General features: G+C 44.7%; 13 protein-coding genes and 1 riboswitch. Of the genes, 10 read left to right on the top strand and 3 right to left on the bottom strand.

Annotated features, from left to right (window positions below):
• Positions 1-112 precede the first annotated feature (112 nt).
• The 6 genes from BUA56_RS17210 to BUA56_RS17235 all read left to right on the top strand — a co-directional run bounded on the left by BUA56_RS17210 (position 113) and on the right by BUA56_RS17235 (position 6229).
• A complete protein-coding gene (locus tag BUA56_RS17210) occupies positions 113-1777 on the top strand; it encodes a glutamine--tRNA ligase/YqeY domain fusion protein (protein WP_072853937.1) in 1665 nt (554 codons plus the stop codon).
• Positions 1778-1792: 15 nt separating this feature from the next.
• Positions 1793-3190, top strand: a complete 1398-nt coding sequence (pdxR, locus tag BUA56_RS17215) for a MocR-like pyridoxine biosynthesis transcription factor PdxR (RefSeq protein ID WP_072853938.1) — start codon at positions 1793-1795, stop codon at positions 3188-3190.
• Between the two features lie 28 nt (positions 3191-3218).
• Positions 3219-3328, top strand: a riboswitch (TPP riboswitch).
• 90 nt (positions 3329-3418) lie between these two features.
• The gene (locus BUA56_RS17220; RefSeq protein ID WP_072853940.1) at positions 3419-3715 is read left to right on the top strand and encodes a thiamine-binding protein; all 297 of its coding nucleotides are present in this window, start codon (positions 3419-3421) and stop codon (positions 3713-3715) included.
• The gene (locus tag BUA56_RS17225; protein ID WP_072853942.1) at positions 3684-4448 is read left to right on the top strand and encodes an ABC transporter permease; all 765 of its coding nucleotides are present in this window, start codon (positions 3684-3686) and stop codon (positions 4446-4448) included. The genes BUA56_RS17220 and BUA56_RS17225 overlap by 32 nt, the downstream gene beginning before the upstream one ends.
• A gap of 3 nt (positions 4449-4451) precedes the next feature.
• On the top strand, positions 4452-5468 hold the full coding sequence (locus BUA56_RS17230; RefSeq protein WP_072853944.1) for an ABC transporter substrate-binding protein: 1017 nt from the start codon (positions 4452-4454) through the stop codon (positions 5466-5468).
• A 14-nt stretch (positions 5469-5482) separates the two neighbouring features.
• A complete protein-coding gene (locus BUA56_RS17235) occupies positions 5483-6229 on the top strand; it encodes an ABC transporter ATP-binding protein (RefSeq protein WP_072853946.1) in 747 nt (248 codons plus the stop codon).
• A gap of 50 nt (positions 6230-6279) precedes the next feature.
• Here the strand turns inward: BUA56_RS17235 and BUA56_RS17240 are convergent, their stop codons facing one another.
• From BUA56_RS17240 to BUA56_RS17250, 3 genes are all read right to left on the bottom strand, one after another.
• Positions 6280-6705, bottom strand: a complete 426-nt coding sequence (locus tag BUA56_RS17240) for a YtxH domain-containing protein (RefSeq protein WP_072853948.1) — start codon at positions 6703-6705, stop codon at positions 6280-6282.
• Between the two features lie 56 nt (positions 6706-6761).
• Entirely contained in the window at positions 6762-7595 is an 834-nt protein-coding gene (locus BUA56_RS17245) for a Cof-type HAD-IIB family hydrolase (protein WP_072853950.1), read from the bottom strand.
• 120 nt (positions 7596-7715) lie between these two features.
• The gene (locus BUA56_RS17250; RefSeq protein ID WP_072853952.1) at positions 7716-8399 is read right to left on the bottom strand and encodes a helix-turn-helix transcriptional regulator; all 684 of its coding nucleotides are present in this window, start codon (positions 8397-8399) and stop codon (positions 7716-7718) included.
• Between the two features lie 585 nt (positions 8400-8984).
• Between BUA56_RS17250 and BUA56_RS17255 the strand changes: the two genes are divergently transcribed.
• From BUA56_RS17255 to BUA56_RS17270, 4 genes are all read left to right on the top strand, one after another.
• The gene (locus BUA56_RS17255; protein ID WP_072853954.1) at positions 8985-9449 is read left to right on the top strand and encodes a RidA family protein; all 465 of its coding nucleotides are present in this window, start codon (positions 8985-8987) and stop codon (positions 9447-9449) included.
• Between the two features lie 74 nt (positions 9450-9523).
• Positions 9524-10534: a Gfo/Idh/MocA family protein gene (locus tag BUA56_RS17260; RefSeq protein ID WP_072853956.1), complete on the top strand. Its 1011-nt coding sequence runs from the start codon at positions 9524-9526 to the stop codon at positions 10532-10534.
• A gap of 25 nt (positions 10535-10559) precedes the next feature.
• Positions 10560-11534: an ABC transporter permease gene (locus tag BUA56_RS17265; protein WP_242946789.1), complete on the top strand. Its 975-nt coding sequence runs from the start codon at positions 10560-10562 to the stop codon at positions 11532-11534.
• Positions 11535-11597: 63 nt separating this feature from the next.
• The gene (locus tag BUA56_RS17270) at positions 11598-12737 is read left to right on the top strand and encodes a sugar ABC transporter substrate-binding protein (RefSeq protein WP_072853960.1); all 1140 of its coding nucleotides are present in this window, start codon (positions 11598-11600) and stop codon (positions 12735-12737) included.
• Positions 12738-12808: the final 71 nt, after the last annotated feature.

Here is a 12808-nt window from a genome sequence, read left to right on the forward strand (position 1 = left end):
AACTGTATGTAAAAAAACAGTATCAGCAGTTCCATTTTATCAAAAAACCTTTGAAATTAAAAGATTCTATGATATTATGGAATATAACCTGTAACACGAGGAGGAACTTTTAATGGAAAAAGAAACAGTTTCCAAGAATTTTATTGAACAGATTATTGATAAAGATCTGGAAGAAGGCGTATACGACAGTGTCTGTACCCGTTTTCCGCCGGAACCTAACGGATACCTGCATATTGGACATGCAAAATCCATTCTTCTGAATTACGGACTTGCCAGGAAGTACAACGGTAAGTTTAATATGCGCTTCGATGATACAAACCCCACAAAGGAAAAAGTAGAATTTGTAGAGTCTATCAAGGAAGATATACAGTGGCTGGGAGCCGATTGGGAGGACCGGCTCTACTTTGCATCTGATTATTTTGAACAAATGTATGAGGCTGCGGTAAAGTTGATTAAAAAGGGAAAAGCATACGTATGCGACCTGTCTCCGGGGGAGATCCGGGACTACAGGGGAACACTGACAGAGGCTGGAAAAGATAGCCCCTGCCGGGTAAGGAGTGTGGAGGAGAATCTCGAGCTTTTTGAGAAGATGAAGAACGGCGAGTTTAAGGATGGGGAAAAGGTGCTCCGTGCGAAGATCGATATGTCTTCACCGAATATAAATATGAGAGATCCGGTTATCTACCGTGTAGCTCATATGCACCATCACCGCACGGGAGATACCTGGTGTATTTATCCCATGTATGATTTTGCCCATCCTATTGAGGATGCCATTGAGGGAGTTACCCACTCTATCTGTACCCTGGAATTTGAAGATCACAGGCCTCTGTATGACTGGGTAGTGAGGGAGCTGGGATATGAGAAACCGCCGAAGCAGATTGAGTTTGCAAAATTATATCTTACGAATGTGGTCACGGGAAAGCGTTATATTAAGAAGCTGGTAGAGGACGGCATTGTAGACGGATGGGATGATCCCCGTCTGGTATCCATTGCGGCACTCAGAAGAAGAGGGTTTACGCCGGAATCAATTAGAATGTTTGTGGAACTCTGCGGAGTTTCCAAGGCAAACAGTTCCGTTGACTATGCTATGCTGGAATACTGCATCAGAGAGGACCTTAAAATGAAGCGCCCCAGAATGATGGCAGTCCTGGATCCTATAAAGCTTATTATCGATAATTATCCGGAAGGTGAAGTGGAATATCTGGATGTAGCTAATAACCTGGAGAATGAAGAATTGGGATATCGGAAGGTTCCCTTTGGCAGAGAACTGTATATTGAGAGGGAAGACTTTATGGAAGAACCGCCCAGAAAGTATTTTCGCCTTTTCCCGGGAAATGAAGTGCGCCTGATGCATGCGTATTTTGTCACCTGCCAGAGCTTTGTCAAGGATGAGAACGGCAAAGTGATCGAGGTACACTGTACCTATGATCCTGAGACCAAATGCGGCTCCGGATTTACAGGAAGGAAAGTAAAAGGAACCATCCACTGGGTGCCGGCACCACAGGCAGTAAAGGCAGAGTGCCGCCTCTATGAGAATATTATTGATGAGGAAAAAGGGGTTTACAATGAAGATGGTTCCCTGAATCTGAATCCTAATTCGTTAACCGTCATTAAGGACTGCTATGTTGAACCGAGTTTCCAGGATGCAAAGCCGTACGACAGTTTTCAGTTTGTGCGCAACGGCTATTTCTGTGTGGATGCCAAGGATTCCAGGCCGGATGCACTGGTATTTAACCGGATTGTCTCCCTGAAAAGTTCCTTTAAACTGCCGAAGTAGGCTGAAGAACAGGATATGAACGAATTAATTATTGCACTTGACAGCAAATCCAATATTCCTCTGTATGAACAGATTTATCTTCATATAAAAAAAGAAATACAGGGAAGGAGAATGAAGGCAGGCGAACGTCTGCCTTCTTCCCGTGCGCTCTGCAGCCACCTTATGGTAAGCAGAAGTACCGTGGACCTGGCGTATGAGCAGCTTGTATCAGAGGGATATATTGAGGCTGTGCCGTGCAAAGGGTATTACGTGTGTGACATTGAGGAGCTTTACCATATCCGTCCGGCTCTGGTTCCCCTGGAAAAAAAGAAGACAGACGGCCGTCCGGTATACGATTATGATTTTACACTCAGCGGAATTACACCAGGCGGTTTTCCTTATAACGCATGGAAAAAGCTGTCCAAAAGTGTCCTTCAGGAAGAAGCCCCGGAATTGTTTCTTCTGGGAGATGCCAACGGGGAGCGAAGTCTCAGGGAGGCGATTACAAGTTATCTGTATTACGCCAGAGGCGTGAACTGTCAGCCGGATCAGATTATTGTGGGGGCAGGCAATGATTATCTTTTGATGCTTTTAAGCACGATCTTAGGAACAGGCTACACCGTAGCCATGGAGAATCCTACTTATACCTCGGCTTACCAGGCATTTCTCAGACTGAATTATCCGCTGGCATCTGTTGAGATGGATGAGATGGGGATTCGAATCCCGGAACTGGAAGAATCCGGTGCCGAGATTGCCTATGTTATGCCTTCCCACCAGTTTCCTATGGGTACAGTTATGCCCATGAAGCGGAGAATGCAGCTGTTGAGCTGGGCGGCGAAAGAAAAAAGGTATATCATCGAGGATGATTACGACAGTGAATTCCGCTATAAGGGAAAGCCGATTCCGGCGCTTCAGGGGTTTGACCAAAACGACCGGGTGATTTATCTTGGAACGTTCTCCCGTTCCATTGCCCCTGCCATACGAATCAGTTATATGGTGCTGCCAAAGGAACTGATGGAACAGTACGAAAAACAGGGGAAGCCATTTTCTGTTACAGTGTCAAAGGTTGATCAAAAAATCATAGAACGTTTCCTGAACGAAGGCTATTACGAGCGCCATCTCAATCGAATGCGCGCACTCTATAAAAGCAAGCACGATCTTCTTCTGAGAGAGCTTCATGATCTGGACTCCGTATGTACGTGGTCCGGGGAAAATGCGGGTGTGCATCTCCTTCTGCATTTTAAAAACGGCATGACAGAGGAAGAGGCCATCCGGCGGGCGAAGGAGGAGAGTGTGAGAGTATACGGACTTTCCAGGTATTATCTGAAGGAGCCTGCGAAGAAGCCGCGGGCTACGGTGCTAATGGGTTATGGAGTAATGACGGAAAATGAGATCGTCAGCGCCATGAAACGGCTGAAACGTGCCTGGTCTTGACAGAAGCTGTAAAATGAAGTAGACTAATGAATAACAACAGGGGAGCCGGAGGAGTCCGGCTGAGATTAAAACCGTATCTGTTTTTAACCCTTTGACCTGATCTGGGTAGTGCCAGCGTAGGGATGAATAAGCAGGAAGATGCTCACAGCAGCTTGCCTTTTTTGATATTCGCCCCTGCCGGTGTATCCGGCAGGGTTATTTTATGTTATGAATAAGGAGGAGAGAAGTATGAATGCAAGTGTAGCAATCCAGACATTGCCGGAGGCAAAAAACGATGAAGAATTAATCCGTATTGTAGATGAGGTTATTGCTTATATTAAAAGCACAGGACTGAACTGCTATGTAGGGCCTTTTGAGACGGCTATTGAGGGAGATTACGACGAACTGATGGATATTGTAAAAGAATGCCAGCATATTGCCATCCGTGCAGGCGCACCATCTGTGGCAGCCTATATTAAGGTTACTTTCAAACCTGAAGGAGATGTACTTACCATTGAAAAGAAAGTCACGAAGCATCACGAGTAAGCTGCCGTCCCTGGCTGCTATAGGCATACTTCTGATTATCTGGCAGGCAGCATCTGTGGCTGAGCTTGTCCCGTCTTATATGCTGCCTTCCCCCGGGGATGTGGTAAAAGCTTTTATAGATGATTTTCCTCTCTTGCTGGAGAACTGCAGGATTACTCTGCTGGAGGCTTTTGCGGGGCTTTTTCTGGGAGTGGCCATTGGTTTTCTGATGGCTGTGGCCATGGACTGCTTTGAACGGCTGTATCAGGCACTTTATCCTATTGTGGTGGTTACCCAGACAGTGCCTACGGTTGCCCTGGCACCTCTTCTGGTGCTTTGGTTCGGCTACGAGATGACACCGAAGGTCATATTGATTGTCATTGTAACCTTTTTTCCTGTAACCGTGGGGCTTCTGGACGGCTTCCGCTCAGCTGATAAGGATATGATGAACCTAATGCGCTCTATGGGGGCTACCAGGGGCCAGATTTTCCGGTATGTGAAAGTGCCGGGGGCGGCCGGCCAGTTTTTTGCGAGCCTGAGGATTTCAGCCACGTATTCTGTAGTAGGAGCGGTAATTGCCGAATGGCTGGGAGGCTTTGGAGGCCTGGGAGTATACATGACAAAAGTACGGAAGGCATTTGCTTTTGACAAAATGTTTGCTGTCATTTTTCTGATATCGGCGTTAAGCCTGCTGCTGATGTGGGGGATTAACGTACTGCAGAAAAAATGCATGCCTTGGGAGGAGAAAAAGTAAAAAATGAGAAAGAGAATTATTGCAGCTGTGATCTGCACAGCTATGGTTTTTTCTGCAGCTGCCTGCGGAACAAAGAAAAGTACCGAAGGAACCGGCGGGGAGAAAAGCAAAGAACTGAAAGAAGTGAGTTTTGTTCTGGACTGGACGCCGAATACCAACCATACCGGAGTGTATATAGCCCAGGAAAAGGGATACTTTGAGGAGGAAGGCCTTAAGGTGGAGATTGCACAGCCGCCGGAGGATGGTGCAGAGGCATTGGTGGCCTCAGGAAAGGCCCAGTTCGGCGTATCCTTTCAGGACAGTATGGCCCCTGCGGTGGCTGGGGAGAATGCCCTTCCCATCACAGCTGTGGCTGCTTTGATTCAGCATAATACCTCTGGGATCGTCTCCCGGGCGGGAGAAGGAATGGATACGCCCAAAGGGATGGAAGGGAAGAAATACGCAACCTGGGATATGCCGGTGGAAAAGGCAATGCTGAAAAATGTAATAGAAGGGGACGGAGGAGACTTCAGCAAGGTTGAGCTGATTCCAAGTACGGTGACGGATGAGGTCTCAGCACTGCAGTCAAAGTCTGTGGATGCCATCTGGATCTTTTACGCCTGGGCAGGGGTTGCCACAGAAGTGGCAGGGCTGGAAACAGATTACTTTGCGTTTGCCGACCTGAACCCGGTATTTGACTACTATACCCCGGTTTTAATAGCCAACAATGAATTTCTCAAACAGGATCCGGATACTGCCAAAGCATTCCTGCGCGCGGTGAAAAAGGGATATGAGGACGCGGTGGAAGATCCCAAGGGAGCCGCTGAGATTCTTTGCAAGGCATCCCCTGAACTGGACACCGAGCTGGTTCAGGCAAGTCAGGAATATCTTGCGGATAAATACAAAGGGGAAGTGGAACAGTGGGGATATATCGATCCGGCCAGATGGAATGCGTTCTACCAGTGGCTGAATGAGAATCAGCTGGTGGAGTCAGAACTTCCGGAAAATGCTGGCTTCACCAATGAATATCTTCCGGAATAGGCGCGGAGGCTCTCATGGCAAAACTAGAAGTATCTCATGTGACAAAATATTTTGACGGAATAAAGATAATAGAGGATGTATCTATCTGCCTCGGGGATAATGAACTGGTGTGTCTCCTGGGTGTGAGCGGTGTAGGCAAGACCACTCTGTTTAATGTTATATCGGGACTGACCCTTCCGGAAGAGGGGAAGGTGACGCTGAACGGCGCTGATATCACCGGAAGCCCGGGAAGCATTGCTTACATGCTGCAAAAGGATCTGCTTCTGCCCTTCCGCACCATTGAGGATAATGTATCTCTTCCCTTGGTGATCAAAGGTGATAAAAAGAGGGATGCCAGAGAAACGGTGCAGCCGTATTTTCACGAATTCGGGCTCGATGGGACGCAGAAAAAGTATCCCCATCAGCTTTCCGGGGGGATGCGCCAGAGAGCTGCCCTTCTTAGAACCTATCTATATTCAAAGGGAGCTGCCCTTCTGGATGAGCCATTTAGCGCCCTGGACACGCTGACGAAAGGTTCAATTCACAAATGGTATCTGAATGTTATGGAGCAGATTCGTCTGTCTACTATTTTTATCACTCATGATATAGACGAAGCGATTCTCTTGTCCGATCGTATTTATCTGTTAACAGGGAGCCCGGGACGGATTACAGAGGAAATTGTTATCCGGGAAAAGAAGCCCAGACGGGAAGATTTTAATCTGACCCCGGAATTCTTAGAATACAAAAGATACATTTTAAGTAAATTAGAAATGGATGAATAAGAAGAAGCACCTGCATTTTTTTGCGGGTGCTTCGTGTTTGGCGGCCTGTATTATATCTGAGTGTTGTCTGTCTTCGCAGTTTCTGCGGTGACTGCATCCCCGTCGTCTGCGTTCTCGCTCATTGGCGTCTCTTCGTCCTCGAACATTTCTTCAGCAGCCTCTTTGGCTTCATCCACCATATCGGAGAACCCATCTGCCAGATCCTCGGCGGTATCCTCTGCAAATTCGGCTACATCCTTAGCTGTATCCTTTGCTTTTTTAACCTTTTCTTCTACATCCTTTGTTACAATATCTTTGAAATTAACAACCACATCTTTGGCTGAGTGTGCAGTTTCTTTAACGTTGTCCTGAAAATCCTCAAAATCTTTTTCCAAATCCTCGTTCTGTTCTTTTTGCTTTTTGAAATAAGCGATTGTTCCAGCTACAGCAGCCCCAACTACTGCAAGACCCAACAGTTTTTTTCCTGTTCCTGCCATATTAGACTTCCTTTCTCACAAAAATTTTATAATAATCCTATTGTAATCCCTTTTTCTTAAAAAGAAAAGGGGCATCCCATGAATTTTGTAATTATTTCTGCCACACCGCTGTGGTTATTGTCGGCGGTAGTGATATAACCTGCATGTTTTTTTACTTCTTCTGTACCGTTGCACATTGCTGCACCCAGACCGGCGGCAGCAAGCATAGGAATATCATTTTCTGCGTCTCCCACAGCAATGGTCTGTGCAAGGGGAATCTGCAGATACCGGCACAAAAAGCGGACAGCAGAACCTTTGGAAATTCCTTCCGCCACATGCTCCAGATAATAGGGACTGGAAAAAAAGACGGATATTTTTCCTTTGGCCCACCCAGAGATTTCCCGGCGGTATGTAAGCAGTTTTTCTGTATTTGTAAGTTCAATTACCAGAATTTTTACAGGATCTTCGTCCAGATTTTGGAGCAGATCAGGGTCTATTTTTGGAGGAACCAGCGTGTGTGATACATAATCTTCCAGCTCGGGCGTAAAGGCTTTTGACAGCACATGGCCGGAGGAATATGTCTGACAATGTAGTCCTCTTTTCCCGGCTTCCTGAAAAATATATTCCACATAAGAGCGGGAGAGCGTTTTCTTATACAGGGTTTCTTTTTGGTAACAGTCATAGATTAAGCCCCCGTTATAGGTGATGGCATAACATCCCTTCTGCTCCAGGCCAAGAGACTGTATGACCGGAAGGGCACCTGCCAGGGGGCGGCCTGTAGAGACCACGATTTTATGCCCTTTACTGAGAGCACCTGCAATGGCGGCAGAATTCTCCGGCGTGATTTTCTTATTGTCGTCTAAAAGTGTACCGTCCAGGTCAGTGAACAGTATTTTTTGAAGGTGATTCATATGGGTGTTTTCTCCTTCTGTGAGAAATTTTTGCTTCGGTAGTAGTTTATCACAGAAGAGATGAGGAGTCAATTTTGCGGTATTTAGTCCTGCAAAACTGACTCCTCTGTCTTTCATTTTTTATGCTTTTTCACTCTTTTTCTCTTCTTTATCACCCCGTATTGTATCCAGATAATTGTACAAAGTAAACTTCGAAATATTTAAAAACTGGCATACCTTATCCCCTGATTTGGTGATTAAAAAGGTACCTTTTTCATCCAGGTATTTAATGATAGTTAATTTGTCGTCTTTGGTCATCTGGCTGACCGGCTTGTTTACTAATTCTAAGCCTTGAGCTATGAGATAATCAGTGAGCTGGCTGACATCCTGGGCATGAAATTCAATGTTGTCAAAGGGAACTTCTGCCTGATTCATAACCTCAGTTCCTACAAGTGCTTCAAAGGACTTTCGGAAATTCATAAAATTTGTAATATCGATGTTGATGCATAGTGCACCTAAAGGTTCTCCCTCATCATTACACAGATACGTAGTTGAGGATTTTAGTGTCTTGCCTAAGCTAGTTTTGGTTACATAGTTAAAGCGGTCCCCATCCTTGATGGTACCCCGCATGACTTCCAGACCCAGATTGCTGCCGCAGTCACCGACTTCACGATTCGTAACATGTCCGTTTTCAATAGCTATGATAGACTGTTCATAGCCTTTGGACCAGTCGTGCAGTACCACTTCACATTCCTCACCCAGAGTCAAACTAATCAACTTCATAATCCGCTTTAATAATGGGAGCGCTTCTTCAATTGTTTTCATAAAACACAGTACCCTCCTATTGTTTCATTTTGGCCGGAGCCAAAAGCAGAATATATATAAATATACAATCTGAGTATATATGTTTTTATAACATTTTGCAATATTTTCCTTTTGATATATGAAAAAAATTTAGATTAACATAAAAAAATACTATATCTCGGAGCAAAGACCGATGTTATTAAGGTGTTATTGATTGAAATATTAAAATTAATTATATTATTAAATTTATTATAAATAAAATTATGCACAAAAAATACGGTGTAATATAATAAAAAATATACAAAACGCAATTAAAAATCAAAAAATGAACGTGAAAATATGTAAAAAATTACTTTAATCCTTAAAAAGTTATTGACAAACATATTAATCATAATTATAATGAGCTTAATCTAAAAAATATTAAGATTTACATACGGACCACAAAAGCGAGTCCAGGTGACTCGCTTTCTTAACCTGAACAATAGTCAGATAATTTGACAGTGGAAATTTTATAGGATAATAGAAGTGAAGGACATTGTTAAAAGATTGACTATTCTAACAATTAGTAAGAGCAGGGGTCCGGATAAATCGTTAGGAGAGTGTTATATGAGCAAGGTAGAAGAAAAGGTAAAAGAGATGGGATATGAGATTCCGGAGTGTCCCGCTCCCGCAGGAGCGTATGCTCCCGCTGTAGAGACAAAAGATGGATTGTTGTTTGTGTCAGGGCAGACGGCTATCGTAGACGGAAAGCAAAAGTATGTGGGAAGAGTTGGAGCGGAGGTTTCTGTAGAGGAAGCTTACGATGCTGCTAAAATCTGCGCGTTGCGGCTTTTGGCTCAGGTTAAATATGTCATTGGTGACCTGGACAGAGTGGAGAGGATTGTTAAAGTTAATGGCTACGTGAATGCTGTTCCTGGTTTTGGACAGCAGCCGAAAGTGATTAACGGAACTTCTGAGTTTCTGGAAGCTGTATTTGGAGAAAAAGGAAAGCATGCACGGGCTGCTATCGGTGTAGGGTCGCTTCCGGACAATGCGCCGGTGGAAGTGGAAATGATACTCGCTTATAAATAGGGATAGGTTCCCGTTTATAATATCAGTAAGGAATGAATGTTAAAAACTGTAGGACAAAATGGAGGTAAAGAAGTATGAAGAAATGCAAGATGGCTGTAATTGGTTTAGGGTTTATCGGCGGTTTGCACGCCAGGATTATCGCCGAGGCGGATAATGCAGAATTAGTTGCAATTGCGGATCTGAATAAAGCTCTGGCTGATGAGTATGCGGAAAAATATAATTGTGCTGTTTATACCGATTACAAAGAGATGCTGGAGAAAGAAGATATTGATGCCGTTGATATCTGTGTGCCGGAAGATTTCCATGTACAGACTGCTGTGGACGTGGCAAATGCAAAAAAAGATTTTCTTATTGAAAAGCCTCTGGCCAAGACACTGGAAGGCTGTCTGGCAATTAAAAAAGCGGCGGATGACAACAAGGTACGCATGATGGTTGCTCAGGTCTGCAAGTTCGATCCCCGGTATGTGGAATTAAAAGAATCCATCCGCAGAGGCGATTTGGGTGAGATCAGTGCCATGTCATTTAAGCGCGGCAATCCTGTCTCCACAGCCAACCGTCTGCAGGGCAAAGTATCCTTCTTCTACTATCTTGGAATTCATGATATAGAGATGATGGTGGATTACAATATGCCGGCAAAACCTGTGAAGGTATATGCGCAGGCTTCTAATAAGAAAAACGGGCATATGAACGGTGATCTGGACGCTGCATTTGTGATTGTTAATTTTGACAATGGAGCTGTGGGAAATGTACATATCTGCTGGGCTTACCCGGACAACTCTGCAATGGGAATCTGGTCAATCGCAGAGGTTACAGGAACCAAGGGATTTGGCATGGTTGATGTCCGCAACCAGGGCCTGGAGATTATGACAGACGAAGCAGAGTCTTATCCGGATACCCTGTTATGGCCGGAATATTACGGAAAGATTCAGGGCGGCCTGAAAGAAGAAATCGTTCATTTCGCAGATGCTACCATGAATGGAACACCATATGCTGTTGATACAGAGTGCTGTATCCGCGGGGTAGCCATTGCAGAAGCTGCGTTAAAATCAATTGAGACAGGGGAACCGGTAGAACTTTCTCTGTAGGAAATACGGAAGCGAGGTCATCTTGGTGAAAGAGAAAAAACCAGTTTTTAAAAACAACATACAGAAGTACGCACCTGTATTTCTCATGCTGGTACTTATGGTTATTTTAACCATTGCCAATAAAAATTTCCTGTCTGCGCAGTCAATCTACAATCTTCTGCAGCAGGTATCCGCTCTTGGAATTGTTGCTCTGGGAGCTATGATTGTTCTGCTTACAGCCGGAATAGATTTTACTGCCGGTTTCGGTTTATCTCTGGCAGGGGTAACCGCAGGTTTTGTATATCTGGAAAGCGGAAATCAGGGGATTCTTCTTATTATAACGTCTCTTCTGATTGGAGCGTTGGTAGGCCTGATTAATGGTCTGATTATTGTAAAATTGAATCTGAATCCCTTCATTACAACTCTGGCAATGATGTCAGTGTGCAAGGGTGTCTCTATGATGGTATCTGAGGGACGTCAGGTACAGATTAAAAGTGAATTTTTGCTGACTCTGGGATCAGGAAGGATACTGAAATTTATTCCTGTATCATTTCTGGTGTTCCTGCTGGCGGTAGTTCTGATGTATATCATTATGAACAAAACCAAACTGGGAATCTATACATATGCAATGGGCGGCAATGAAGACGCAGTAGAATATTCAGGGATCAATAAAAGCTTTTATAAGATTCTGGTCTATACCGTAGCAGGATTTTTGTACGGGCTGGCAGCTATCATCACCTGCTGCCAGGTAACAGTTATAACCTCTAATATCTCAGGAGATTTCCTTTTAGACGGGATCGCTGCCGCCGTTGTAGGCGGGACGAGCCTTCTGGGAGGAAAAGGAACTGTATTCGGAGTGGTAATCGGTGCATTTATCATTACATTGATCACAACGATGCTGAATTTCCTTCAGGTACCTTTCTTGCTGAGGGAAGTAATCAAAGGTATCATCATCATCTGCATCCTGATCTTTGACGTCTGCATCGGCAAACTGGCCGACAGGCTGAAGGTTGCAGCTTAATCAGGATAATATATTTGACGAATATATTATAAAAAACTTCATCTTAAAAAAGGAGGAAAAGGAATGAAGAAGAAAGAATTAATGAAAAAAGGTTTGGCTCTGCTGGCAGCATTTACGCTGGTATTCGGAACACTCGCCGGATGCGGAAGCAAAGACGAGGGCTCTAGTGATGACAGCGCCGCCACTTCCACAGACGCAGAAACAGACAAAGAAGACGCTGCGCCTGCAGAAGATGATGCCGCAGGGGATGCCAAAGACACAGAGGCATCCGGAGACAAACCCACCATTGGTATTGCTATGCTGGACATGACTCAGGAATTCTTCGTTAACATGATCGAGGGCGGAGACTATGCTGCTGAGATCTACGGTGTAAACCTGATCTGGAAGAGCGCAGACAGCAGCCTGGACAACCAGATTGCAATTATCGAAAACTTCATTCAGCAGAAAGTAGACTGCATCCTGTTGGATCCCTATGACAATGTAGGATTAATTCCAGTCTGCGAAGAAGCAAAAGCAGCAGGTATCCCTGTATGCTCCATGGGTAACTTTATTGATTCCGACGCAGTTATTTCCAATCTGTACAATGACCGTGAAGACACTAAAGTGATTGGCGAACTGGTAGGAAATCTCATCGACAAATCCGGTGATGTAGCAATGCTTTACGGTGCAACCGGTAACTTCGTATCTGACGAGCGTCAGGGCGGCTGGGAAGAAGCTATGGCAGAATTCCCTGACATCAAGTGTACATACTACGAGGTTGGCTGGGATACAGCGGCAACCCTGAAAACTGTTCAGGATATTCTTGCAGCAAATCCTGACATCAAAGCAATCCACAGCTTCTCTGACGGCAATACAACAGCAGTTGCACAGGCAGTGGATCAGGCGGGTCTGACAGGTAAAGTTTTAATCTCCAGCTACGACGGAAATAAAGACGCCAGCGAAGCAGTGAAGGACGGCAAATATGTATGTACGCTGCTGACAGGTGCAAAACGTGTTGGATACTGGAATGTTCAGATCGGCTCTAAACTGGCAAAAGGCGAGACTGTTGAACAGAAGAACTATCTGGAGTCTTATTTTATCATGAACGATGATATGAAAGCAAAAGTAGAAGAACTGGGAATTGGCTACGAAGGAATGAACATCGTAAATCCTGACAAGGGTATTGAGTTATTTGATGATTTGTCTGCTTTTGAAGAGAAATAGTAGGGATTTCTTTTCTAAGTTAGCAAGATAGGCTGAAAAAAGAATATGCGGCAGAATTTCATGGCTGCCGC

This window comes from Lactonifactor longoviformis DSM 17459 (genome assembly GCF_900129135.1).
Lineage (GTDB): Bacteria > Bacillota > Clostridia > Lachnospirales > Lachnospiraceae > Lactonifactor > Lactonifactor longoviformis.